This is a genomic window from Clostridium rhizosphaerae (assembly GCF_016765585.1).
Lineage (GTDB): Bacteria > Bacillota > Clostridia > Clostridiales > Clostridiaceae > Clostridium_AT > Clostridium_AT rhizosphaerae.
The window spans coordinates 26,009-52,882 of sequence record NZ_JAESWC010000018.1 but is presented as its reverse complement, the minus strand read 5'-3'; the positions used below and the strand labels follow the sequence as shown (position 1 = coordinate 52,882).

23 protein-coding genes are annotated in these 26,874 nt (G+C 35.9%); 17 read left to right on the top strand and 6 right to left on the bottom strand.

The genetic code is table 11. From position 1 onward, the window contains the following. Positions 1-312 precede the first annotated feature (312 nt). Positions 313-486, bottom strand: a complete 174-nt coding sequence (locus JK636_RS18910; RefSeq protein WP_202750544.1) for a hypothetical protein — start codon at positions 484-486, stop codon at positions 313-315. A 452-nt stretch (positions 487-938) separates the two neighbouring features. Between JK636_RS18910 and JK636_RS18905 the strand changes: the two genes are divergently transcribed. From JK636_RS18905 to JK636_RS18885, 5 genes are all read left to right on the top strand, one after another. Continuing rightward, positions 939-1,508 carry a hypothetical protein gene (locus JK636_RS18905; protein ID WP_202750543.1) on the top strand — a complete coding sequence of 190 codons (570 nt, stop codon included), beginning with the start codon at positions 939-941 and terminating at the stop codon, positions 1,506-1,508. Between the two features lie 84 nt (positions 1,509-1,592). Then, complete coding sequence (locus JK636_RS18900; protein ID WP_202750542.1) at positions 1,593-2,516, top strand: AraC family transcriptional regulator; 924 nt, start codon at positions 1,593-1,595, stop codon at positions 2,514-2,516. Between the two features lie 84 nt (positions 2,517-2,600). Next, a complete protein-coding gene (locus tag JK636_RS18895) occupies positions 2,601-3,584 on the top strand; it encodes a serine hydrolase domain-containing protein (protein WP_202750541.1) in 984 nt (327 codons plus the stop codon). 13 nt (positions 3,585-3,597) lie between these two features. Further along, positions 3,598-3,840, top strand: coding sequence for a hypothetical protein (locus tag JK636_RS18890; protein ID WP_202750540.1), 243 nt, complete (start codon positions 3,598-3,600; stop codon positions 3,838-3,840). A gap of 635 nt (positions 3,841-4,475) precedes the next feature. Next, the gene (locus JK636_RS18885; RefSeq protein ID WP_202750539.1) at positions 4,476-5,135 is read left to right on the top strand and encodes a ribbon-helix-helix domain-containing protein; all 660 of its coding nucleotides are present in this window, start codon (positions 4,476-4,478) and stop codon (positions 5,133-5,135) included. 588 nt (positions 5,136-5,723) lie between these two features. On the opposite strand, the gene JK636_RS18880 is transcribed toward JK636_RS18885, so the two are convergent. From JK636_RS18880 to JK636_RS18860, 5 genes are read right to left on the bottom strand one after another with little or no spacing between them, the layout of a single operon-like run. Further along, entirely contained in the window at positions 5,724-8,285 is a 2,562-nt protein-coding gene (locus JK636_RS18880) for a YgjP-like metallopeptidase domain-containing protein (RefSeq protein ID WP_202750538.1), read from the bottom strand. After that, complete coding sequence (locus JK636_RS18875; protein WP_202750537.1) at positions 8,285-11,416, bottom strand: type I restriction endonuclease subunit R; 3,132 nt, start codon at positions 11,414-11,416, stop codon at positions 8,285-8,287. The genes JK636_RS18880 and JK636_RS18875 overlap by 1 nt, the downstream gene beginning before the upstream one ends. Before the next feature lie 14 nt (positions 11,417-11,430). Then, complete coding sequence (locus JK636_RS18870; RefSeq protein ID WP_202750536.1) at positions 11,431-12,651, bottom strand: restriction endonuclease subunit S; 1,221 nt, start codon at positions 12,649-12,651, stop codon at positions 11,431-11,433. Continuing rightward, positions 12,645-15,323 carry a type I restriction-modification system subunit M gene (locus JK636_RS18865; RefSeq protein ID WP_202750535.1) on the bottom strand — a complete coding sequence of 893 codons (2,679 nt, stop codon included), beginning with the start codon at positions 15,321-15,323 and terminating at the stop codon, positions 12,645-12,647. The genes JK636_RS18870 and JK636_RS18865 overlap by 7 nt, the downstream gene beginning before the upstream one ends. 52 nt (positions 15,324-15,375) lie before the next feature. Then, a complete protein-coding gene (locus tag JK636_RS18860) occupies positions 15,376-15,570 on the bottom strand; it encodes a helix-turn-helix domain-containing protein (protein ID WP_202750534.1) in 195 nt (64 codons plus the stop codon). A 522-nt stretch (positions 15,571-16,092) separates the two neighbouring features. Here JK636_RS18860 and JK636_RS18855 point away from each other — a divergent pair. The 12 genes from JK636_RS18855 to JK636_RS18800 all read left to right on the top strand — a co-directional run bounded on the left by JK636_RS18855 (position 16,093) and on the right by JK636_RS18800 (position 26,502). Further along, a complete protein-coding gene (locus tag JK636_RS18855) occupies positions 16,093-16,584 on the top strand; it encodes a sigma-70 family RNA polymerase sigma factor (RefSeq protein ID WP_202750533.1) in 492 nt (163 codons plus the stop codon). A 147-nt stretch (positions 16,585-16,731) separates the two neighbouring features. After that, on the top strand, positions 16,732-16,938 hold the full coding sequence (locus tag JK636_RS18850) for a hypothetical protein (protein WP_202750532.1): 207 nt from the start codon (positions 16,732-16,734) through the stop codon (positions 16,936-16,938). Continuing rightward, positions 16,931-17,272 carry an rRNA biogenesis protein rrp5 gene (locus JK636_RS18845; RefSeq protein ID WP_202750531.1) on the top strand — a complete coding sequence of 114 codons (342 nt, stop codon included), beginning with the start codon at positions 16,931-16,933 and terminating at the stop codon, positions 17,270-17,272. The genes JK636_RS18850 and JK636_RS18845 overlap by 8 nt, the downstream gene beginning before the upstream one ends. A gap of 65 nt (positions 17,273-17,337) precedes the next feature. Continuing rightward, positions 17,338-17,889, top strand: a complete 552-nt coding sequence (locus JK636_RS18840) for a DUF2815 family protein (RefSeq protein WP_202750530.1) — start codon at positions 17,338-17,340, stop codon at positions 17,887-17,889. A 72-nt stretch (positions 17,890-17,961) separates the two neighbouring features. Next, positions 17,962-19,911 (top strand): DNA polymerase, encoded by a 1,950-nt coding sequence (locus tag JK636_RS18835; protein WP_202750529.1) that lies wholly within the window; start codon positions 17,962-17,964, stop codon positions 19,909-19,911. A gap of 107 nt (positions 19,912-20,018) precedes the next feature. After that, the gene (locus JK636_RS18830) at positions 20,019-20,789 is read left to right on the top strand and encodes a phage antirepressor (protein WP_202750528.1); all 771 of its coding nucleotides are present in this window, start codon (positions 20,019-20,021) and stop codon (positions 20,787-20,789) included. A gap of 4 nt (positions 20,790-20,793) precedes the next feature. After that, on the top strand, positions 20,794-21,216 hold the full coding sequence (locus JK636_RS18825; protein WP_202750527.1) for a DUF7768 domain-containing protein: 423 nt from the start codon (positions 20,794-20,796) through the stop codon (positions 21,214-21,216). Next, positions 21,213-23,579: a virulence-associated E family protein gene (locus JK636_RS18820; protein WP_202750526.1), complete on the top strand. Its 2,367-nt coding sequence runs from the start codon at positions 21,213-21,215 to the stop codon at positions 23,577-23,579. The genes JK636_RS18825 and JK636_RS18820 overlap by 4 nt, the downstream gene beginning before the upstream one ends. A 244-nt stretch (positions 23,580-23,823) precedes the next feature. Next, a complete protein-coding gene (locus JK636_RS18815) occupies positions 23,824-23,964 on the top strand; it encodes a hypothetical protein (RefSeq protein ID WP_202750525.1) in 141 nt (46 codons plus the stop codon). Between the two features lie 462 nt (positions 23,965-24,426). After that, positions 24,427-24,597 (top strand): hypothetical protein, encoded by a 171-nt coding sequence (locus JK636_RS18810; RefSeq protein ID WP_202750524.1) that lies wholly within the window; start codon positions 24,427-24,429, stop codon positions 24,595-24,597. Positions 24,598-24,908: 311 nt separating this feature from the next. Further along, positions 24,909-25,847, top strand: coding sequence for a hypothetical protein (locus JK636_RS18805; protein WP_202750523.1), 939 nt, complete (start codon positions 24,909-24,911; stop codon positions 25,845-25,847). A gap of 13 nt (positions 25,848-25,860) precedes the next feature. Then, positions 25,861-26,502 (top strand): flavin reductase family protein, encoded by a 642-nt coding sequence (locus JK636_RS18800; RefSeq protein WP_202750522.1) that lies wholly within the window; start codon positions 25,861-25,863, stop codon positions 26,500-26,502. Positions 26,503-26,874: the final 372 nt, after the last annotated feature.

Here is a 26,874-nt window from a genome sequence, read left to right as displayed (position 1 = left end):
TAAAATCATAAATTAACCCCCTTGAGAATTAGCCTTAATTCGCATTATAATACAAGTATTCATTATTATTGTACCTTAATTGCATAAGTAATTCCAATATATTCAAAACTATATGTACTTAACTATAACTCTTATAGTCATTTTTGCATATGTAACAAAAACTCTTGTAGGCTATATGGAAAAACGCCTACAATTTTGGGTTTTGCACCATAAAGTAAACCCGTTAGTTTTATACTAACCACCTAACCTAAAAAAATAGCAAAAGGCCATTACCTTTGCATGCATATAAAGCTGCGAGTTGATGACCTTTTTTTAGTATTTACAGATCTGTTCTTCCTTTATAATTCTATCTTTGTCTAAATCAATAAGCATCACATAAAGATTTGCTCTTAGAGATAAAGGTGGTCTATTCAAAAAATAATGAAAAACTTCTTCATTATTAACTACAATAGTGAATTTGTCATCTGGATAAATGTTCGGCAGCAATCACTAAATCCTGATATGTAACTTCGTTATATGCTTTTGCAGCCAATTTTGATATAGTTTCAGGTGTTGGAGGTGCCTCTATCATTTCTCTTAAGAACCTTGATATATGAGCTGCGCTTACTCCAGTCTCACCAACGTATTGATTTATAGACCTGTCTCCTTTGGCCTTATCTAAAAGTGCTGCAAATTCAGCTTGGCTTCAAAGATCAGGTTTAGTTAAAAATTAATCTTTTAGCTTTATTTAGAATAGGGATAATATTATTTAAAATTTATTTGCTAGGATGATTGTATTAAGAAGAATATATTGGACATGCACACCCGTAGAGATGTTGATGGAGAGGGCGTGCATTTTTTATATAGGTCATGTATTGTTTAGCATTAACATTATAATGTTAGAAAAATGGGAGTATGTTACAATAAGTATATAAAATTTTATGTGTAAGGAGTAATTTATGACTAAAGAAAAAATGAATGAAGCTGAAGTAGATTTATATATTGCAAATTATTATATAAAAAACAACTTAACTAATAATGATGTTTTGGTATCAATAGATGGAGCCCATATAAAGACTAAAGAAGTTATACATTTTGATATAAAGAATTTTTTAAAGAATTTAGGGTTTACTAAAACAGATGCTGATTTGGAACGATGGCAAGGTGAATATAAACTTTCTGATGATTTGCCAAAATTAATTATTCATTCAAAGCATGGCATTGGTGATGTTAACATAAGAATGAAAGATGGCACAGAAATATATGTAGAAAGTAAGAAAGGAACCCTTAAAAATAAAAACAGTCAAGAATATTCTTTAATGAGAGAGGCAATTGGACAGTTAATTACAAGTAAGGAAATGAATGAAAATATTATTCCAATGGTGGCAGTACCTTTTTCACCAAAAAGCTATGAATTGGCATGTAAGTGGTCAGAATATACGCAAATTAAGTTGTTAAGGATAAATTTTATGCTTGTTCATGAAGATGGTGACATTACTATGGTAAATTTTAAATCGAATGAATTATAAAATAGGCTATGCATCATGCAAAATGCTAAGACTGATGATAAGTGCAATAATGAACTGTATTAGTCGAACTGCAAAGGGGGATATATGTTGGATCAAGAGTGTATAGAAGAATACAACCGAAGAATTCATAAGGTTCAGGATTATATAGAGAATCATATAGATCAGCGACTTTCAATAGAGGAACTTTCTGATGCTGCCGGCTTTTCTAAATATCATTTCAGCAGAATATTTCAGAGTATAGTGCATGAGTCGCTTAGATACTACGTCAACCGAATTCGTATGGAGAGATCGCTCTTCTTACTTGCGCACAGGCAGGATAAGAATATAACTGATATTGCCTATGAACTGGGATTTACTGACTCTGCGATTTTTTCGCGTGCGTTTAAGAATTCTTTTGGAATTGGCCCGAGAGAATATCGTAAGGAATATAGCAAGAATTGCAAAGAATTATTTTTAATATCTGAGTATGATAAGGGTACAGCAAAGAAAGAAAAGGCAGATTATCAGTTTCCAGTGACAGGTAAGATTGATCTGATTAATCTTGAGGAAATGCAAGTTGTATATGTGAGGCATACCGGAACATATGAAACTCTGGCTAAAGAGTATGCAAGGTTATTACAACGATTGTTTATGCAGGCCGGGAGACAGAATCTTATGGCAGAAGGGCAGAACAAAGTGCTTGCCATCTATCATGATAATCCGGAGTTTTCAGATAAGAAACAGTTTCGTACAAGTCTGTGTCTTACTGTTTCAAATCATCTTAAGCCTTCAGAAGGAGAAGGACTTGAGATAATGATACTCGCAGGAGGTTTATATGCCGTTGGACATTTTGAAATTATACCGGATCAGTATAGCGACGCATGGAATTACATGTACCAGGAGTGGATTACGGGAAGTGGCTATATACCAAGAGATTCTTATCCGTTTGAAATGTATATGAATGTGCCAGGGCCCGGTGATAAACATATTGTAGACATCTACGTTCCGATTGAGCCTATTTCTTTCTAATACAGTAAGCAGAGACCTGCGAGTTACACAATCAGATGATTGTTGCTGTATTTCTATGCTGTAAAATGAAAGAGAGGAAAGCATATGAAACAGAAAGAATTGACGAAAAAAATGGAAGTGCTCATCAGAGAAGACCACAAAAATGTTGGGGGCGTAGTAGTACAAAAATCCGGAAATATTTGTTATGAAAAGTATTTTAATGATTTTGAAAAAGACAATCCTTTTCATATTTTTTCAGTAACAAAAAGTATAATTTCAATATTAATTGGAATAGCAGTTGACAAGGGAATGATTGAAAGCATTGATCAGAAAGTACTTGATTTCTTCCCTGAATACACGATTAAGCGTGGAGAAAAGGTATTACAAAATGTCACAATAAAAGACATACTTACCATGACCGTACCGTATAAGTACAAGTTTGCTCCTTATACGAAATACTTCAGTAGTAGCGACTGGGTAAAATCAGCACTTGATTTGATGGGCGGAAGAGGAAGAATAGGTGAATTTAGATATGCTCCATTAATCGGACCTGATGTTTTGTCAGGAATTCTGATAAAGGCAACAGGCAAATCAGTACTTGATTTTGCAACAGAAAATCTATTTGCACCACTCGGAATAAATGTTGAAGGCAATGTAGTTTTCCATTCAAAAGAGGAACAGATTGAGTGGTATAAAGACAGAAACATGAAAGGCTGGGTGGCTGATCCCAAAGGTGTAAATACCGCAGGCTGGGGATTGTCACTTAAGACGAGAGATATGGCAAAGCTTGGACAGCTTTATTTAAATCATGGCGTATGGGATGGAAAACAAATAGTTTCATCTGTGTGGATAGAGCAAAGCACTCAGGAGCATAGTCACTGGGACGAAAAGAAGTATGGGTATTTGTGGTGGATAATAGATGAAAATGAGAACAGCTTCGCAGCTTTGGGTGATGGCGGAAATGTCATATACATTAATCCCAAAAAGGAGCTTGTTGTTGCGATTTCAGCGCAGTTCATGCCAAGGGTAAAAGACAGGATAACTCTTATTAGGGAATATATAGAGAAGTCTCTGGATACATTGATTTAGGAAAGACATAAAAATGTTTGTTGATAATGCAGTAGTTAAAAAAATTGAAAGAGGGGAGGTATTTGCCAAGTTCGCCATTGCAGCAACATTGCCTGATGTTAGCTTCAAGGGGGCAAGCTGCAGTATTTTAGAAGCACAGATAGTAAAAAGCTGTGAGGGATGTAATATGAGGTATTTGTGCGGAAAGATTGATGAGGCAGTGAAGGATTATAGGGAGAAGACTACGGTGGTGATGGAGAGGTTTAGTTTTATTTAGAATGCAGGTGCTTGGAAGGATTGCACATTAGAAAAACGATAATATTGATACAATGGAAAACCATTCAATTCAGGGGTTTTCGTTGTTTTTTGGATATTTTATAGTAGAAATTTTTAAAGTTTAAAGTTTAGAGTTATCATTTTTATGTTGGATATGCACACCCCTAATAAATTTTGATGGAAGGGATGTGCATTTTTAGCTGGAGTATTCACTCTTTGGAAGAATTATTTGTGATCAAATTATTGATATGTTTCCTCACATATGGAGTGCGTAGTAGGAATACAGCACAATTATTACTTATAAGCATTGAATATATTTTTTAATACAAATGGTGGCGACTTCAGAAATTGAGAGTTTATTCAGTTGGTTAAGGTTAAAGTGGTAATTTAATTAGTATAAGTGGAAATTTATCTGAAAAATAATAGAAGAAATAAAGGATCATGAATAATATTATTAGAATTGAGATAGGAAGATGATAATTTTGCTTATATTGATCTTAATACTTTTTAAATAAGAAATCAATAAAAAATAATTAAATAATATTAAAATAATGTTATTTAATTATTGACAAAAATAATTAAATATATTATAATTTAATTAATAAGAAAAGTTTACATAAAAAGGAGTGAACTATTATGTCAGGAAATTTGGATTATATAAAAAGCTTGAAAAGCCAAACTCAGAAGAAAAAGTCAGTAACAATTACAATTGATGAAAGTGTGCTTGATAAAATATCAGAAATTGCCGATAAACTAGAGATATCGAAAAATCAGATTATAAGTGATATTTCCGGAAAATTTGTGGAGGATTATACAAAGGCTGAAAACCCAAGTTACTATATTATCAATTCAAATAACTACTATATGCCTGAAGGTCATCTCCATATGTTGCTTGGTAATAAAGTTTCAGCATGGGGAGATACTAAAAGCGTGATTGAAGGGTTAAACCCAGGTGATTATGTTTTTGTCTATATGAATAAAACTGGAATTATAGCAGCAGGCACTGTAACATCAAATTTTATGGTTAATGATTACAGTTTGGTTAGACACATTGATCATAATCAAGATAATAAAATAGAATATGATGTTTGGGATGAGTATTTTGTAAATGTGGAATTTGATAAAAAGTGCTTAAAGTATGATGAAGTAAGTAAGGGATATGTAATAGAGCAGAATGAGGTTATAACTGCTAGTGAGTTCAATGATAAAGTATCGAAGCAACCCTTCGGCAGAACTAAATTATTTCTAAGCAAAGTAGAGGGGGAAAAGCTAAAAGAGTTATTTTTACAACGATGATTAGATGAGTGTTTCTGTATGTGAGAAAAACATAAGGTGAAATTGCTTTAAAGGTCATTAGTAATAATATACCGTGCGGAAAATAGATAAAGGCTCTAAGTGTACGAAACTTCCATATTTCTATATTTTAGTATCACTATATTGCAATAACACACGTGGAGACAGTAGTATTGATAACAAGAAAATAGAAATAATAGTGTGTGAAACACTGATAAATAAAAGGTTTCTGAGATTAGGATAGTAACATAAAGTTTATTTTTTTATGTCTCTAATCTTGGAATCCTTATTTTTATTTTGCAGAGAAATATTTTAATAATTATAATTTTTGTATAGTATAGCAGGTAGGATAGATGCCATAAGGATTGAGAAGCCTGGATAGATGTGGCTTTTAAGAGTAGGCGAGATAGATGTTTAAGAGACTATGGAATAATTATTATTTTAGACTACTTATCATTTGGTGGAGACCGATTAAAGATAAGTAGTCTATATTTAATAGCTATGTATACAATTTGTATGAGAATATCCAATGGCTACTAGTTGTAAAATGTTCGTTGTTTCAGATAAAGTTGGGGCTAATAATTTAAACTACTAATCATATGAAGTACTTCCTAAAGGTTGAATATTATAAGCTTCAAGCATTTCGTTTATTTGATAAATATTATTTATAGCACATGCACCTAAAATACACTTATAAATGTATCCTTCCGTTTTCATGGAGTTTAATTTAATATTTGATTTGTCCAATAACATTTCCGCTTCAGGAAGAGAGAGTTTTAGTCCAATGCACAAACCAAGTACAGACTGTATTGTTGTAGAATACTCCTCATCATTTCTTAATCGCTGAATTGTTTTTTCACCTACAAGGGAAGCGTTGGCCAGTTCTTTATTTGACATCTTTTGTTCTTTCATTAACTGTACTAAAGTCTCTGCAAACGAGCCTGGGTATCTGCGCATAGCATTTGATTGTTTAGGTGCATTCTGAATCTGTTCAAGAAGTGCCCTATTATAATCAGTCATTACAAAAGAATACTCAACACCAGAAGGTTGCAGCACTGCTTTTGTCAGAAAATATGAGTAGTTTGCTTGGTCATGATATTTGGATTCATAAGTATATCCAACATTAAACAATAGACAACACTCATCCACATGATCTAAAGCATATGAAGACATATGCGCTATACCGATATCATCAATATGAATATATTCTGGTCGATTAATACACAAATGTCCATCTAAATATACTACCTTGCCTGAATCGATAATTTTTCGAAAAGTTGGGTTAAAGCAATAGGCTTTAAACAAATCTGCAGCAGAAATCGTAAATGTCTGATTTCTCCCAATGGCTTCAGCTTTAAAAGTAAAATGTGGAATATAGCGGCCATTCACATAGTTGTATGCACCATCAACAATGGCATATCCTAATTCCTGCATTCTTATCTTTACAGCTTGGCGTGAAATACCATAGAACCGAGATAATTCATCTATCACGAGTTCAATATTTTCTATGTTTTTTCCTTCATTCAAGCAAATATTATATTCTCTAAATAACTGCTCTATTTTAATTTTAGCTGTTTTAGATGGCATAAGAATATGCATTGCTATTCCATTAGCCTGCCATTCCATCCAATCAATGGCTTTCCATTTTCCACTGTCTTTTACATTTGTTTCAATAGAACATTTGATATTCTTTCCAATCCTATCATTTGAACCTATTATATTCATTAGTATATGATATGGTTGATGTCTATACCAATGAAAGCATTCATGTGCAATGGTGCTGTTAACCGTTCCTAAGGTTCTTTCGTAGTATACTCTTGGGTCAATATACATTGTTCCACGCTGAGCGTCCTTGATAAGAATTTTACGATTCTTACCATATATTTTCCCATCCTCGAAAGCAATCAAGCCGAAAATTGAAAGTTCCTCAGATAAATGAACATTTTCCACAATATTGAGATTCATTTGATCTCTGGCAATCTCTCTTATTGGAACCGGAACTGATTGGCACAAAGCCTGTGGGTAATATTTTGTTAAGAATTTATTAGCTTCCTCTTCAAATTTATCTCTCGTTATAATAGGAACTAGTTCGTCTGAGAAACTATCATTATCAGCTTCCTCTTGTGCTTCACAAGCATCAACACATAAAACAGTAAAATCTTTAAGCTCTGTAGCTACACTAAGCTGACAATGCACGCTAAACCACTTTTCTGTAAAGGATGATTTTCCGCTTTTTGATGATAACTTTTCGATGTCACAGGAAACGATAACATCGAAAGTAATATATCCTTCCTGCGGTTGATCAATATGAAGGACATTTTCAATCTCTAAATCTGCTGCATCTGCCGATTTAGAGATTGAACTTTCATTTGCTAGATATTCTAAAATAGAATCCTTAATGTCATTAAAGCGAGTCTGGTCAATTAATTTATGCAGAGCACTTTTTTCATATTGCTCATAATAATCCAATTTTGAATCATTTAGAGTTTTACGCAGTTCTCTCCAATTTGGCATGTACAAATTCATATATGCACTGAATATAGCATTATGCGTACGCTCTCGTAAATGAATCAATTCGTGCAAAATTATATAATCCAGACACTCTATCGGCTTTTGTACCAGTTGTAAATTGAACCACAATTTTTTCTTATCTGTATTGCAGGTACCCCACTTAGTAATCATGTATTTTGTTTGCCACGAATCACAATGGAGGTTGGTCAATTCTTCCCATTTGGGCAACAGTCGCTTTATCTCAGCTTGCAGCATAGCACGGTACTGTTCACGCACAAAGCTTTCACGTTGCTTGACTGTACTTTCAGCGCGCATGGAAAGAACAACTTTATTGCCATGAATTTCAAACGAATTTTTCGAGCGATTTTCTTCAAAGTACAAGAAATACTGTTTACCCCAAATATATAAGGTTTCGCCAGAAACATACTGTCTTTTAGAAGAACGTGACTGTTCTTCATATTTACTAATCTGTTTCTTTATCCAGCTCAGATTCGTTCTTGCAAACATCTCAATTGCCTTGTCATTCATGGTCAGTGGAGCTGAAATGACAACATTCCCATAAGGTGGTTTAACATACAAATGAAGATTTTTGATAGCCTTTTTTTCAACTTCAATAGGAATACCTGATAATGTAAGTTGCATTAGTATTCCTCCTGTTTCTCAATAATCTTATATATACGTTCTACTTCTGTCTTATCATTTAAGACTTTGAACAATCCTCGTTTTATATGATTTTCTTTAATTGGGTCACCACGGAAGGCTGCTTGTTTTTCACGAATCACTATGTCGTCTAGTTTAATTGCTAATTGTTCATCGTAGCCAGTGTTATCATAAAGCGCCTGTAATGCGCGACTTTTTCTGATACTTTCAGGGTAATCCTCATTTTCATCAGGTTTTTCAACCTTACGAGCTAGCTCTATATATTTAGCAAGCAACTCAGCATAATCTTCAACGCCTCTTTTTCTCTGAGCAATTAGTTCACTTAGAATCGCTGACATCTTTTCATAATACTTAGGATTAACGCTGACCTTCTCTACAACCTTACGACGGATATTATTCTCAATGGCTTCTGCCGCACCTTCTTTTTTACCTTTATCTGTTTCGTCAGTCATGTCTTTGCCTAAATCAATAATAAAATCAAGCAATGTAAAATCATCAAATTCACCAATCTTAACACTCTCGGAAGCTGTAATGTAGTTATCAATCATCTTGCGCATATCAGGCTCGTAGGCTTTGTAATCTAGGAAGTCTCCACTTTTATTACCGATAGATTCTCTTAATGCAATATAAAATGTAACCTTCTTTTCATAGGCCAGTATTTCAGAAGATGATAATTGTTCACAAAAATATGGTTTAGCTTCAGAAAAAGCACGAACTAGAGTACTTACTAAACGATATAATTTTTCACGAAGACGCTGGTATGCTTGTTCTGTTTCTTCATCGTTTATCTCGCTACCACAGAAATAATGAAGGTATTGCAAGTCTTCGCGCGGCTCTTCTACACCTTCGCACAATTCTTCGATCTCATCGTAGACTTCCTTGAAATGTTTTATTGCTTCTGTACTACGATTTTTAATAAGGCCCTTTACGTCTTCTTCGTCATAGTTTTCAAATGCACCAGAAGTATACGCATTTACTGCATCAGTCAAATCACCAAAAAGCTGCTTATAATCAACAATGTAACCAAACTCTTTTGTATCACCATGCAACCTGTTAACACGACAGATTGCTTGGAAGAGTCCATGATCGTGCATCTTTCTATCAATATACAGATATGTGCAAGGTGGCGCATCAAATCCTGTTAACAGCTTATCAACTACAATCAGAAGTTTCATATTAGCAGGCTCATCAATAAACTTTTTCTTTGCCTGATCCTCGAAAGCTTCTACCTTCTTTTGAATATGCAATTTTTCTGGTAAGTTAGTAGGGTCGAGGCCAAGCATCTTCAAATAGATTTCATATTTTTCAAAGGTTTCTGTGTCATCCTCATCACTTACTGTATCAGTTCTTAGATTACCAGGAAGAGGTGTGTAAGATGAGATGATGGCACACTTTTTGAATCCAAGTGACAAAAAGATTTCATAATACTTACATGCTGTATAAATATCTTCCGCCACTAGAATTGCATTACCGTTTCCATCTTCAAGTCTTGGTTTCATCTCAAAATCTTCAACTATATCCCATGCAACTTTACTTAATCGAGAACGTGAACTATACACCTTCTGCATATTTCCCCATTTAGCTTTTAACTTTGCTTTTGCACGGGGAGATAGGCCGCGTGTTTTTATGTCAAACCACTGGTCTACTTTATCCTGTGAAGACAGTTCCTGCGGAATATCACGATACTCATATCTCAAATCTAAAACAACACCATCAGCAACAGCTTCATTATATTTATAACTATGAATATAAGACCCGAATACTTCAATACTGGTTGCTTTATCTTTTTTCAATAAAGGTGTGCCAGTAAAACCGATAAAGATAGCTTTTGGCATAATTGCTTCCATTGCCGCATGCAACTTACCAGACTGCGTTCTGTGACACTCATCAACAAATACACATAAATCTCCTTTGGCCTCAAAATCCGATGGAAGTGACTTCTGTAATTCTTCAATGTATTTGTCGTAATCAGCTTCACTTGTTTCGCCACCGCGCTTGCCAAATTTATGCACAAGGGAACATATAAGTGAATCATCGTATTTATTTAAGCGTTCAATTAAGTCTCGTCCACTTTTTGTTCGCACGATTTTTTCATTAACACCAATATATGTTTTTTCAATCTGCTCGTCCAATTCATCACGGTCTGTAACGATCAAAACACGAGCATCTGGATTATTGGAAAGCACCCACTTAGAAAGCCACACCATTGTCAGTGTTTTACCACTTCCTTGTGTATGCCAGATTATTCCGTTCTTCATATTGCTAATACGGCTTTGTGCACGCTTTATTCCATAATATTGATTGTAGCGGCACACCTTTTTAGTACCTTTATCAAACACAATGAAGTTGTGTATCAAATCGATAAACCGTTCCTTATCATACATGGAATAAATCTGCTCTAATAGCATATTATTAAATTCCATGCACTTTTTCTGAATTCGAACGTCAGCCGGATCACGCTCATCTTCATTAGAAAGAAATCCATCCGGCTTCCATTCCATATAATATTTTTCTTTTGTCTTTAGTGTTCCGTAGCGCAAACCTTCGATTTCATTACCTGCCATACAGAACTGCACTGTAGAGAAAAAAGACTCAATAAACTCTTTCTTCTGATTAGTTAGGTTCTGTCTAATACCAAGAGAAACACTTACACTACTTTTCTTAAGTTCAATTACAGCAACAGCTATACCATTCAAATAGATTACAATATCAGGTCTCTTTTCCTGGTTTTCTATAACTGTAACTTCTTCAGCAATTGCAAAATCATTATTTGTAGGATGTTCAAAATCAACTAGATACACTGTAATAGGCGCAGCATCCGCATTTGGCTTTACTTTTATACCGTATTTCAAAAGTTCATAGACATTCTTGTTTACGTTGTAAATATCATGTTGTGCATTATTAGCAGTACGTAATAATTCATCAGTCACACGTCTAATAACAACGTCAGAATAGCCATGTCCTTTTAAGAAAGTAGCTAGCCTTTTTTCGTCAATATTCTTATTAACCTTATCCTTGAGATTGCCCATGTAGGCATAATCAAGGATGTTTTTATCCCTAAAAAATTTAATAACTTTCTTTTGAGTTTTAAACTCAGCTTCCCCTATACTCATTAGATAACCCCCATTTATATAAGTCGTATTTTCCCAGTTAACAATTCGCTCATCATGCCTTGCCTGATTTTGCGATACTTGACTAATTTTTCTTGTAATTGTTCTATTTCAGATTCCATATCTAATAGGATTTCTATAATACTTTTTCTTTCTTTCTCCTCAGGAATCATTATCTCTAGAGTTCTAACATCTTCAACAGTCAGATTGTGTTGAGCACCTACTTTTTCATGAGAAAAAATTTGCTTCTGCCCATCATCAGACAATAGATAAAGCATACACCATTCAGCCATAGATGCATCTTTTAACTTTGCAATACCAACAGCACCACCAGCAAATGCAGTATACTCATTATCAAATACAGCGACATTTCCTATACGTCCAGAAATTGAAATTAGCAAACATACTTCATCCAATAATATTTTTGAATACTTAATTGCTATGCTATATGGAATATAAAAGTCCGTATCGTAATTTATACTAAAACTTTCAAAATCTTTATTCTGAATAAAAGGTATTGTACCATTTTGATTTGTAGTAACAAGTGATGGTTTAATTTCTGCACTATAGTCAAATCCTGTTTGTTTTGTAATCAGATAACATAACTGCTCCAGTGTAGATTTATTCCATTCTCCTTCAAACCCTGGAAGTCTTTTCTTTCCGGTCAGCAATTCCTGCATAGTACCTTGTTTTATAACCTTTTTCTTTCCAATCAGTTTTTCAAGGCTTGTGATAAGGTCATCTATATCGGAAAGTGCTTTGGCAACAGCTGTTTGCTCGCTTTTGTCAATTGGTATATTTATTTTTATATCTTCAAGACTTTTCTTTGAGATTTCAAGAAAAGTTGAACCATGAGCTTTCTTTATCATTTCGTCTTTCAAAGGTTTTATAGCATAATAAATAAATTCATTATCAAAGGAATCGCGGCATACAAGATTTTTAAAGCCTTGATTTGTTGCAACCCTGGTTGTAGCAATAACCACTTCACCAATTGTTGCTCTAGTACATAATAATAACGTTCCTTTCGGCAATAATGTCGCTCCACTATTTGCCAAACCTTCTTTAGTTATGCATCTTTCAGTTGTCTTTAAATATTTGCTTTTTTGGTTTGTAATATCAGATGGAGTGCACCATATAATATCTCCATTCCAGTAAGAAGGGTTGCAAGTACTCGGAGTTCCCCCACTATAGATATCGGCTATATTTCTAATTTCTTCTGTCATCCATCCGATTACCATGCAAATCCCATCCTTTCCAGATGAGACTTAACTTTTGCCTCGTAATCTTCAACCTTTGTTGAAAGTTCTGGCAGAGTATCTTCATAGCGTTCAGCTAGTTCAATGATACGATTAGCAAGACGGTGGGAAATAGCCGAATACAGTTCTTCAATGCCATTACAGATTGTATAGAACCATTTTCTATTAACTAACAAGTCCATAATCTCTTCGTCAGTAAGAGTTTTATATCGATTACGACATTTTTTATCAAGCGCAGCTTCAAACTCTTTTATGAGCTTACTAAATTCGTCAGCCTTCTTTATGAGGTCAAGTGCTACTGTTAGTTCATCGTAGTCGGCCTTGTACTTTTCGGGTATTTCAGAAACATTGCGTACTTCTGCTAATCGCTCATTGATTGATTTTGCGCTCACAGTACCTTTATCAGTGTATGCATTTTTACAGAGGGGTTGTTTTTCAATATATTCGGTATACAATTTCTTAGTTTTGATGTCAGGAAAAATAGCTAACATCTTTTCAAGCGCATCTGTTTCCTCAGTGTGAAGGTGAGAAAGAATTGTGCTGATTTCTGCCTCGATATCCTTAATCTTTACTTTTCCATCCTCAGAGATAGAAGAAAGCACTGAGTTTTCATCTGTGTTCTCTAATAGTTCTGCAAGTCTTGATTCTGTTTCGGCTGCAACAACCTGAGCATCTTCAATTGCTTTCTTTTCTTCTGGAAAAAGAGCTGCGATGACAATTTCCTTAAGTATCAAAACTGGCTCCCAACCAATAATCTTTTCATCACCTTTATTTTTACCGGATGTTACCGTTCCCATGATGTTTTCTGTATCTCTAGCAAGACCGTAGCCTCTTTCATCAGCCTTAATCATCATGACATCATCATTTAATATCTCATTCCAATAAGCGAGAAGAACCTGATAAACGTCATATTTATTAAGTAATGTTAGTGGTTCATACTCGGCTATAAGCTTCTGAGCTAAGGATATAATCATTTTCTTAATGTCAGTGTCTGCATTTACTGTAGTAAGTGGCCCCTCAGCATAATTTTTCCAACGTAAAAAGGCATTATCAACCTTATTACCATAGGCAGCAAACTCTTCATTAGAATAAACTGTTTGTCTAATGTGATCTTTATCGACCTTTAAAGCAAAGAAGCCCTCACTGTGTTCTTTTAATAATGAATCTTTGAGTGTTGGAAATGCACTCCAATATTTAGCTAAGCTTTCAACATCCACAGCAGGGATACCACCATGAATATGAGCCTGAATACTCTGTAAATCCGACACATCAGAAGAATCAATATATCTGGAAATATTCAAGTCGTACTTATTCTTTATTTTGATTTCCTGATTTGGAACAAAACGTGCATACTTCTTATCCGTTTTAATCTGTTCATTAAAAGTAGTAACAATTTTATAGATATCCTGTTCTCGTAGACGGTTCTTGTTTCCATCCTTTACAAATCCATTACTGGCATCAATCATAAAAATACCGCCGCGGTTTTCAGCACCTTCTTTATCTATAACTAGAATACACGCTGATATTCCTGTACCATAAAATAGGTTAGGTGGAAGGCCAATAATTCCTTTTATCCAACCTTTGTCAACGATACTTTTACGGATTGTTGATTCTGCTTTTCCTCTGAAAAGAACACCGAGAGGTAAAACTACAGCAGCCTTACCATCATTTCTCAGCGACTTCAATATATGCATAAGCCATGCATAGTCACCATTTGATTCAGGTGGTCTATCACCATATCCGTCAAATCTACCATATTCTTCAAGACCATCTGTCCAGTTCTTAAGAGAAAATGGAGGATTAGCCACAATGTAATCAAATCTCTTCAGTTGAGTATCGTCACCATCTTTTTTATATTGTGGATCAGAGAAAGTATTGCCTGACTTAATAACAACAGTTGTTTTGTTATGAAGCACTGCATTCATTAAAGCAAGGCCTGCTGTGGTAACTTCTTTTTCCTGACCATATCCACTTACAGTATCAAATGGTGCAGCTTCCAATGCTCTTATTAAAAGGGAACCAGAACCGCATGCTGGATCATATACCTCTGCAGCTCTCTTTGTACACTTATCAATTTCAATTACCTTGGTTAGAATACGAGAAACCTCTGCAGGCGTGTAGAATTGTCCCTTACTCTTACCACTTTCAGATGCGAAATGGCGCATCAAATACTCATAAGCATCTCCGATAATATCATCGCCTGTAGCTTTGTTATTTTTAAAGTTTAATTCTGGGCGTTGAAAAATAGCTATAATGCCTGTAAGCTTATCTATCATTTCTTGGCCCTTACCAAGCTTCGTTTCATCATTAAAATGTACGTTATCAATAACACCCTTTAAACGATTATTCTTTTCTGGTTCGGTGAAGCGAGCGATAATTTTATCAATACCTTCACCAATATTTTTATTATTTTTCAATGCAATAATATCATTGAAACTACAACCAGTTCTTTTATCAGGGTCAGGCTCAGGATCATGGGATTTATCAAAAACAGTAATATCTGCCCAATCATCGCCTAAATATTTATCTGTTACATATTTCATAAATAACAGCGTTAAAATATAATCCTTATATTGTGTGGCATCCATTCCGCCCCTTAATTTGTCACAACTTGCCCATAGGGAATTGTATAGCTCTGTTTTTTTAACTGCCATTTTCGTTTATTCCTCCGAATCTAATGTTATTCAATATAGTTTTTGAAAGTGATTATTCAATGGCGCTCTTGCCACTTTTCACCCAAGCATCAAGTTCGGAGCATTTGAATTTCCACTGCTTTCCGATTTTGTGCGCTGGAACCCCCTTCCCATTTCTTATCCATCCACGGACTGTTACAGATTTGACTCCCAAATAATCAGCAGCTTCTTCAATATTAATCCATTTATCATTTAATTTTTCTTCCATTATTTCACCTCACGAAGCTGAAAATAGTTATAAATAACCTTCATTATTATACATCTAAACTTAGAAAGACTCAATTAGTTTTCTGTTATTTCTTGATATTTGTTATTATTTTCTATGGCACTCTCAAAAAATACATGCAAAATTAAGAGACCGGACACAGTTGTGTCCGGTCTTTTTTTATTCCTTGCAACTAGAAAATATAACTGCTTACATATCAAACCAACAGAATGACCCATTTTTTCGAAAATATCGGACACAATTGTGTCTGAGGTTTTAACGTTTTTTTATTGCATAATATATCCAGAAAGTCAAATCTATTTTGTTAATCAAAACATTCAATGCCTGATTTGCAATAAGGCAAAGGATACATATTGTTTCACACTGTTAATAAAAACAGCTGCGTTGCAATAGAAGTACCCTCCCTTATTGCGCTCATTTTTAGGGTTTGTGTACTTCGTTTAGGCACAAACCCTATTTTTGTATCCTTTGCCGCCAAAGCAAGATGGCGGAAAGGGTGCAATTATGTCAAGAAACTACAAAACCAGCCAAAAGAACCGTACCAACTATATCTACTACCCACTAGAAGGGCAGGCAATAACAATTAAGCTTAATGAGGAGGAAACAACAACCGCTATCATTGCCACTCTGCATAGTTTTGACGATGCAGAGGTAGATGCTGACAGACGTGAAAATTATCATGTGCCAGTACACATGAATGCTTATTACGATGAAAGCGAAGCTGATGCAGCTGACCGCAATCCATATTTAATTGATAATACTTATCACCCATTGGAAAGCATTATTAAGTCTATTGAAGAAACTGAGCAAGAGGAAAAGATAGACAGGCTAAGAGCAGCAATTGAAACACTAAAGCCTCAGCAGAAGGAGCTTATTAAGAAAGTATTCTATGAAAAGCGCAGCAAGGTTTCTATCGCTGCAGAAGAAGGTGTTAAGGAGGCTGCTATTAGAAACCGTTTAAAAAAGATTTATGAGAACCTTCGTAAAAAGATCTAAAAAATAGGGGAGCAATCCCCTAAATAAAGCTTTGAAAAATAGAGAGAAAGCTTTTCTAAATAAAGTTTTGAAAAGTGGGGGTTCGATTCCTCTAAAATTTTTGCATATGGACAGAGGGTTAAAAAACCTTTGAAAGGAGAGAAATCTATGAGTTTAAAACATAAGGTAAGTATCAACATTGCACATCCAAGCGGCAATCCTAAGCCAGTTGTTGAAAGCGGCACAAGGCAAATTCGCAAAAGATTATTAGATTTTCTTTTTGGTGAAAAAATGAATGTACTTGTGCTTACACCGGGGGATTCCGTTGAAACTGTGGAAATCCGTGAAGTTAAAGGAGGTGAAAGCCATGAGTAAAATTAAGCTGCTGCTTGATTTGGTTTCAGATATGCGTTCTTTGGCAGATAGTTTGCAGGCTGTTTGCGAGGCAATGGCAGAAGGTGAACCTGCAGCTGAAGATACGAAGCCTGCTTCAATTGAAGAGTCAGAGCCAAAGAAAACAGCAAAGTCAGCTAATAAGAAAGTTAAGCTTGAGGATGTAAGGGCTGTCCTTGCAGAAAAGAGCCAAGCTGGTATGACTGCCAAGGTTCGAGAAATCATTGAGAAATATGGTGCAACCAAGTTAAGCGAGATTGATCCTAAGCATTATGCTGAGGTTTTGAAAGCTGCGGAGGGACTTGTAAATGAGTAACCAAGCTATGCTTTCAGCATCAAAGATAAATAAAGAATTTAATGAAATTACGGAGGATAAAAATTATGGCAAAGGGAAACAAAACTAAGGTTATTACAGGTACAAACACTCGTTTAAGCTATTTCAACGGCTGGGAGCCCATTTCAATTAACGGCAGTCCGGAGAAATATTCTGTATCAGTGCTTGTACCTAAAACGGATACAGAAACTATAAATGCTATTAATTCAGCGGTAGATGCGGCAATTGAAGAGGGTATCGCAAAGTTTGGGGGCAAAAAGCCAAATAAGGCTGCCATAAAGCTGCCTTTAAGGGATGGCGACGTTGAGCGTCAAGAGGATGATGCCTACAAAGGCCATTATTTTGTAAATGCCAATAGTATAATTGCACCTGAGATTGTGGACAAGGCAGTAAAGCCCATTCTTGACCACAGTGAAGTTTACAGCGGCTGTTATGCAAGGGTGTCTTTGAATTTTTTTGCTTTTAACAGTAATAACAGCAAAGGTGTTGCCTGCTGGCTTGGCAACCTCCAAAAGATTAAGGATGGCGAGCCATTAAGCGCCAGAACTAATGCAGCTGAGGATTTCACTATTTTGGAAGAGGAAGATTTTTTATCATAAGAAAAAATAATTATAAGATGAGGCGGCGGAGGATATTCTGCTGCCTTATTCTTTTGAAAGGATGGTATTTATATGAAATATATCTCAATAGATATTGAAACCTTTTCCAGCATTAATCTTCAAAGGTCCGGTGTTTATCGCTATGCAGAAAGTAAGGATTTTGAAATATTGCTTTTTGGATATTCAATAGATGGTGGCGAGGTTGTGGTGGCGGATATTGCAAGCGGCGAAAAAATTCCAATTGAAATTATAAATGCTCTTACTGATGTTTCTGTTATTAAGTGGGCCTTTAATGCGCAGTTTGAAAGAATCTGCTTGTCAAGGTGGCTTGGCATGAAAGCTGGTACTTATCTTTCACCTACGTCCTGGCACTGCACCAGGGTATGGGCATTAGCCTTAGGACTTCCCTTATCCCTTGAGGCTGTGGGAGAAGTTTTGGGACTTGAAAAGCAGAAGCTATCAGAAGGAAAAAACTTAATTAAATATTTTTGTGTTCCATGTGCTCAGGGCAAATCAAAGGTTGGGCGTACTCGTAATCTGCCTTATCATGACGCAGAAAAATGGGAAAGGTTTATTTCTTATAATAAGCGTGATGTGGAAACAGAAATGGAAATACAAAATAAATTATCTAAATTTCCTGTATCGGGAACCGAATGGGAAAATTACTGCTTGGATCAGATAATCAATGACCGAGGTATTGCTCTTGATATGGATTTTGTAAGGCAGGCAATTTTCTGTGATGAAAAATTTAAAGCAGAAAATATTAATAAAGCAAAGGTGCTGACAGGGCTTCTAAACCCTAATTCTCCAGCGCAATTAAAAGCTTGGCTTTATAAGCAGGGTATGGAAACAGCATCTCTTTCAAAGGATGCAGTTTCAAAGCTTATTGAAGACACTGAGGGAGAAGTACAGGATGCACTTTCTATAAGACAGCAGCTTGCAAAAAGCAGCGTAAAAAAATATGCAGCTATGGAAAAGGTAGTTTGCAGTGACAGTAGAGCCAGGGGGTTAATTCAATTTTATGGCGCAAATAGAACTGGCAGATATTCCAGCAAGCTAATCCAGGTGCAAAACCTGCCTCAAAACTACATTCCCGATTTAAAAGAAGCTCGTGCTTTAGTTAAAGCCGGCAACCTTGAAGCCTTGGATTTGCTTTATGACAGCATTCCAACTGTGCTGTCGGAGTTAATCAGAACAGCCTTTACATCAAAGCCTAAGCATAGATTTATCATAAGTGATCTAAGTGCAATTGAGGCCCGGGTCCTTGCGTGGCTTTCAAATGAACGCTGGAGAATGGAGGTATTTGCAGGTGGCGGAGATATCTACTGCGCCTCAGCCTCACAGATGTTTAAGGTTCCCGTTGAGAAAAACGGTGTTAATGGGTACTTAAGGCAGAAGGGCAAAATAGCAGAATTGGCCTTAGGCTACGGCGGCTCTGTAGGGGCCCTTAAAGCAATGGGTGCAACAAACATGGGACTTTTAGAGGACGAACTGCAGCCCTTAGTTACAGCTTGGAGAAATACTAATCCTAATATTACTTCTCTTTGGTGGGGAATAGACCGTGCGGTGAAAACTGTAATAAAAACAAAACAACCTCTAGAAGTTTATGGCATCAGGATTTTTTATGAAAGTGGAATTCTCTTTATTAAACTTCCAAGCGGCAGAAGCCTTTCCTATATAAAGCCACTTATTGCAGGTAACAAATTCGGCGGCGAATCTGTTACCTATGAAGGCGTGGGCGGCAGTAAGAAATGGGAAAGGATAGAAAGCTATGGCCCTAAGTTTACAGAGAATATTGTACAAGCTATTAGTCGTGATATTTTAGCAGAGGCAATGCTTAGGTTATCTTCCTGTGGCTTTAAAATCGTCATGCATGTCCACGATGAAGTTGTAATAGAAGCACCAAATAATATATCTTCTGCAGAGGAAATATGTGCACTTATGAGTGAAACACCGGCATGGGCAAAGGGACTTATTCTTAAGGCTGAGGGTTATGAGTGTGAATTTTATAAAAAGGAATGAGGAACAAGAAGAATAAAAAATCTTAGATAATTAGGGGTTCGATTATACCATCTTTTTCGCTTATAGGCAGAGGATATTTCCTCAATAAATTTAACGGAGGTATTTCTATGAGCGAAATACAAATTTTTAAAAATTCAGAGTTTGGTATAGTCAGAACCATTGAAGAAAATGGGAAGGTAATATTTTGCGGAACTGATATTGCATCAGCGCTAGGTTATACAAATCCGCAGAAAGCAATCAAAGATCATTGCCGTGAAGATGGGGTAACGTTTCGTTCAGTCATGGACAATATTGGCAGAACTCAGCAAGCTAAGTTTATAGATGAAGGAAATCTATATCGTCTTATAACCCACAGTAAATTACCTGCTGCAGAGCGTTTTGAGCAATGGGTTTTTGATGAGGTTTTACCTTCTATTAATAAGCATGGTGCCTATATTACCACGCAGAAGCTTGAAGAGATTATGAATGATCCGGATTCCTGGATCAAGGTATTAACTGCACTTAAGGCTGAAAGAGCGGAAAAGGAACGTCTGCAAATTAAGGTAACAGAGGATAAGCCAAAGGTTGTGTTTGCAAATGCAGTAGCAGTATCGGATGGGACAATTCTTATTGGGGAGCTTGCGAAAATCCTTAAAGGCAATGGTGCAGCTATTGGTCAAAATCGTTTGTTTGAACGCCTGCGTCAGGAAGGATTTCTTATAAAGCGTAAAGGGACAGACTATAATGCTCCAACACAAATGGCTATGGAATTAGGGTTGTTCAAGGTTAAAGAAACAGCAATTACGCATTCTGATGGTCACGTTACAATTTCAAAAACAACAAAGGTTACAGGTAAAGGGCAGCAGTATTTTATTAATCGATACTTGGGGGAGGCTTAGCAATATGAGAGTTAATAAATTAAATTCTGAAGGCTGTTTTGATCCAATTCCTATTGTAACCTTTACTAACCTTTCTAATGAGAAAAAGGCAGAGAAAAACTCTGTCTTTAAGCCTTTTGTGTATATTTGCTCCAATTATTCAGGAAATACCGGCAGAGATGTAAAAAAGACTCGTGATTTTTGCAGCTTTGCCATAAGGAAAAATTATATTCCCCTTGCTTCTTACATGCTTTTTTCTAAGCTTTTGGATACTGATAATCCTATAAAACGGGAACTAGCCATGATTTTACTTGGGAAATGCAGTGAGCTTTGGGTGTTTGGAAGTACCATATCAAAGGCTATGGCTGAAGAAATTGCAAAGGCAAAGAAGCTTAAACTTTTAATAAGGTATTTTAATGAGAACTTAGAGGAGGTTGATATTTTATGAAAATAGCAGTGGGAAATAGACGCATGGATAAAAATTGGAAAAATACAGATATTTCCTGGGAAATTTTTACCACTCGTGTAAAGACTACACAAAAAACAACAGAAACCGTAGAAGAATATCGTAAGCTAAAAAAAGGACAGCAGGATGCTGTTAAAGACGTAGGGGGTTTTGTGGGTGGACACTTAAGAGATGGCAGACGAAAGAAGGGTCATGTGCTTTGCCGTTCACTTTTGACTCTGGATATGGATTATGGAACAGCAGACATATGGGAGCAGATTACAATGCTTTTTGATTTTAAATGCTGCATGTATTCAACCCATAAACATACGCCGGAAAATCCAAGACTTCGTTTAATAATTCCTCTTGCCCGTGAAATCAGCGAAGAAGAGTATGCAGCTGTCAGCCGTATGGTGGCAAAGGAAATAGGCATTGACCTTTTTGATGCTACAACCTATGAAGCAGAGCGCCTTATGTACTGGCCTTCCACCTCTTCAAATGGTGTATTTGTATATAAGGAAAGTAGCGGGATATTACTTGACCCGGAGGAATACCTTGCAAAATATGATAATTGGAGGGATACCACTACTTGGCCCGTATCTTCCCGTGAGTCTCAGATTATAAAAAGAAGTTTAAAAGAACAGGCAGACCCACTTTTAAAGGAGGGGGTTATAGGAACCTTCTGTCGTACTTATGGGATTCGCGAGGCAATTGAAAAATTCTTGGCTGAGGTTTATGCACCTTCAATGATGGAGGGCCGCTATGATTATATTCTTGCTGACAGCAGTGCAGGTGTAATTATTTATGAGGATAAATTTGCCTACAGCCATCATGCCACAGACCCTGCAAGCGGTCTGCTTTTAAATGCCTTTGACCTTGTGCGTATACATAAATTTGGTCAGCTTGATGATAAGGCGGCTGTAAATACAGCAGAAAGCAAGCTTCCTTCTTTTGCTGCAATGCGGGACTTTGCTGTTAAGGATGCTAAAGTAAAAGCAGAGTTTGTAAAAGAGAGGCAAGTGCAGGCTGCGGAGGAGTTTTCAGAGGTTGATTGGCAGACAGCTTTAGAACTTGATAAGCAGGGCAGAATAAAGGATACTCTTGATAATATTGTTATGATTTTAAGCTCCGATGAAGGGCTTAAGTCACTTGCTTTTAACTGCCATCGTGATGGTATAGATGCTAGGAGCGGCCTGCCTTGGGAGCAGATAAAGAGCGGTTGGAATGATTCTGATAATGCCTGTTTAAAGGTTTATCTAAGCAGCAGGTATGGAATTTATTCCCCAACTAAAACAAAGGATGCTGTGCTGGCAGTTGCTTCAGAAAGGGCTTATCATCCCATTAAGGAATATCTTGATAATTTGCCTAAATGGGATGGCGTTAATCGCGCGGAAAATCTTCTTATAGATTATTTTGGTGCAGCTAATAACAGTTATACAAAAGCCGTGATCAGAAAAACACTTGTGGCGGCAGTGGCACGAATTTATCATCCGGGAACAAAATTTGATAGTGTGCTTATTTTAAATGGGCCCCAAGGCATCGGTAAATCCACCTTCTTTTCAAAGCTAGCGGGAGATTGGTTTTCAGACAGCTTAACTATTACAGATATGAAGGATAAGTCTGGTCCCGAAAAGCTGCAGGGTTATTGGATACTTGAGCTTGGCGAGCTTGCAGGAATGCGCAAGACCGAGGTTGAAATTGTAAAATCCTTTGTGTCAAGAGTAGATGATAAATATAGGGCAAGCTATGGAGTTAACGTAGAAAATCATCCTCGCCAGTGCGTCATTGTTGGTTCTACCAACGCTGAGAATGGTTTTTTGCGTGATATAACAGGCAACCGCAGATTTTGGCCCGTACCTATCAGCGGCAATGCTGATAAAAAGTCCTGGCAGATTACACCTGAAGAAGTAAAGCAGATTTGGGCAGAGGCTTTATATCTTTATCAACGAGGGGAAAAACTTTACCTTGAAGGTGAGGAGGCTGTTCTAGCCGGCAGTGAGCAGGCAGATGCCATGGAAACGGATGAACGTGAAGGCTTGGTTCGTGCTTATCTTGATGTTCTTTTGCCTGAGAATTGGGACACCCTGTCTTTATATGAGCGCAGAAATTTTCTAAGCGGCAGCGAATTTGCTAGCGGCACCCGCATAGGCACTGTAAAACGAAACCTTGTGTGCAACATGGAAATTTGGTGCGAGTGCTTTGGCAAGGATGCTTCTTCTATGAAAACAGCGGATTCCTATGCTATCGGAGCCATCATGAGAAAAATCAGCGACTGGGACAGGTATTGCGGCAACAAAAACGGAACAAGCAATTTTCCTATCTACGGAAAACAGCGTGCTTATTCCAGAGTAAAGGAACTTCAGTAGGGTTGTGCTATAGCTTGTCTCCAAACTGATTCACTTAAAAGGCTAGTGAGTTAAAGATAGGCAAGCTGTTTGGAACAGTTGGAACAAATTGATAGCTATATAAATAAAAATAGTAAAAAAGAAAGAGTGAGCATATGCAGGTGTAGGTATAGGCGCGTATAGGAAAATTAGTTTAAAATTGTTTTTCTGTTCTGTTTTGTTATCAGGTGATTGATTTAAGTTGCAAGCAGGTGTTTTAACAATCATGTGGTTTGGATTTAACCTTCATGTAGGGGGCTTAACAGTTATATGGTTTGGACTTACTAGGAGTTTTGAACTTACGAGCAAGCTAATATTAGGCTTTGGAGACTGGGGCAAAAAGATAATGTGGTTATGCATCATATAATTTATAAAAGAACCATTGATGAGCAAGTGTTAAGGTGCTTTCGAAAAAGCAGACAGGGTATGAGGCCTTGATGGAGGCGGTTATGGCTAGGATAAACGTGCGATAATCTTGGAGGAATTTCTGTTAGAGATTGCAGAAAGCTCTATTAGCTCTAAAGTGCAGCTAGATAACTAGTTAACTAGAAATATAGATAAATAGAAAAAAAGTTAACTAGTTATCTAGCTGGAGTTTTTGATAAAAAGTAATGCACTTATAAGCGGCAGTTAACATAAACTGGTTGAACATTTTTTAGTTAACATAGCTAAAGTGATTTAATAAATGATTTTTAAAATTAATGAAGGTAATTACACATGTTTATCGAACTATATAATTATTGAATAATATATGGAAAAGAAGCAAAATAAAGTATTGTGCAATTTTTGGGGGAAGCTTTGCCTATATATAAAAAAGGAGGATATGAATATGGAAAAGAAGCAAATGGCATTTATTGTTACAACAAATGGTAGAAAGGATAATACTGAAGAACTCAATAATTTGCTAAATAGTGGCTGGACAGTAAGTATGATTACTCAGATGAGTGGTACGGATGGGCTGGCTTGTAATGCTTTGGTTATTCTTGAAAAGGAAGCATAGTATTTAAAATTGATAAGTAATTTTTTGTATGATTGACTAATTATGCAAATCTAATAAATGAATAATGGTAATTTGCTATGTACTAAGGAATTATCAGTTATAGTTAAGAATTAGCGAAACAGGTTCGCGAGTCTAAGTAAATATGGCATATTTAGCGAACCTGATTCATGGGTTTAATAGTTATGTGCAATTTTAGATTTACAGAGTGATAGCTTTAAATTTTAAATTGTATTTTATTGAGCGGTAATAGTTAGATATTAATAATTATCTTATAAGATTATTTTGGCTAATAAAAGTGGAGGTGTATTTATATGATTTTATCAGCAGATGCTTTCGAGAGAGCGTATTCATATATGAAAGATACTGCAGCTGACATTGAATGCGCAGTATTTGAAACTGTTATTTTGGGCAAATCTTCTGAAGAAGCTATGAACATTCTTGAAAAATATCAGTGTGAGGACGGTGGTTTTGGCAAGCTTGATTATGACTTAGGTTACCCCAATTCATGCCTTAGACATACTGAGAGTGCATGTCGACACATATTCAGAATAAATCCTTCTTATGAACATCCTGTTATTAAAAGGTTAATACCTTATTTATTACAAAACTATAATTATACTATTGGGCAATGGAATAACATACTTGTACCAGAAGTTAATGAATATCCTCATGCTATGTGGTATACATACATTGAAAACATAATAAACAAGCCTAAAAGCCGTAAACAGTTAATAGAACAATATAATCCAACCACCAATGCTGCACTAGCGGGTATACTATATAGATATAAAGAGTTGGTTCCGGAAAAAATTTTACATAGTATCATTAGTATACCAATTGAAAAAGTATACACATCTTATACTTCATTACCCTATGATATGAAATCAATGTTGTATTTTGTTCAAGCTTTAGATGATAATGAACTAAAAAATAATTTGTGTTCTCATCTTCTTGAAAAAGCTGACAATTCTATGAATCTGGACGAAAGTGAATGGAAAAATGATTATACTACTGGTCCTTGTAATATTATTACTTCACCAACTCATTCATTTTATGAAAAGTATAAGCTCTTAGTGGAACATCACTTAAATTTTATCATTGAAACCCAGCAAGAAGATGGTAGTTGGACTCCTGACTGGAGATGGGGAGACGCTGAATATTGGGAAATTGTAAAGAAGAAGCTTCAGGGCGTATTAACACTTAGAAATATTTCAGTATTAAAGAACTTTGGAAGAATTGAATGTATATAGGAAGGTGAAGATTATGAAAAAAGAATTTACAACTAAACCTGAAAAAATAATGGAAGCATGGCCTGGAGAACTGTCCTCCTTTTCTTGGCAGGATTTTGTCACAGCTATTCCATCACCATTATTTTTAATAACTACATACAAATCAAACGGAAAAGAAAATGCCTGTTTGCAGTCTTGGTCAACTTTTATTGGCGATTCTGGAGAATTTATCTGTATTATTGGTTCTGTATCAAAGCATGGACATTTATATCAAACATTAAATGAGACAAAATGCTGTGTTCTTAATTTCCCATCAAGGGATGTGTATGACAAATGTACAAAAACAATAGACAATAATGGCTTTGATGACGATGAAATTACTATGTCCGGATTGACAGCTGAAAAAGCAATAACAGTTCATGCTCCGCGTATTAAAGAATGCTTTCTCAATATTGAATGTGAATTATTATGGGAACATGAGCATTTTGAAAACAGCAACAGTGTCACCGTTGCTCTTAAAGCAACTCATATCTGCATGGATAGTGAACGGTATGATGAGAGTAAGCTTGGAAGGTATGGGAAAACAGGATATATGTTTAATATAAACTCTCTAAGAAACCCTGATACAGGAGAAGTGACACCTGATTGTTATGGAGCTATGGAATTATATAAATAAGGAACATACATAGATTTGTGTAAATCATATCTATGTATACTCCCAAATATCATTAAAAAGTTGTTTCGTTATCTTTTTATAATTCGAAAGAAATTAAAAGTTAGCTAGGGCAAATTCAGCTTAAAATGTGGTAGCTAAAACTGCACATAACAATGCATTCAAGTTCGCTTTGGCTAAATTATGGTCAAGCCAATGAAGAAGCCAAAGCACATTCCTTCACCAAGCCAAGTCTGGCTAAGTTCAGGAACGTCTTGAATGCGAGACGTTAGATGTAATTTTAGAGAAAAAGAGCGATAATTCAATAATTTTTTAGGTCGCTTTTATTATATTCAATTGTAATCTATTACGCGATGCACAGATTATTTATATTAG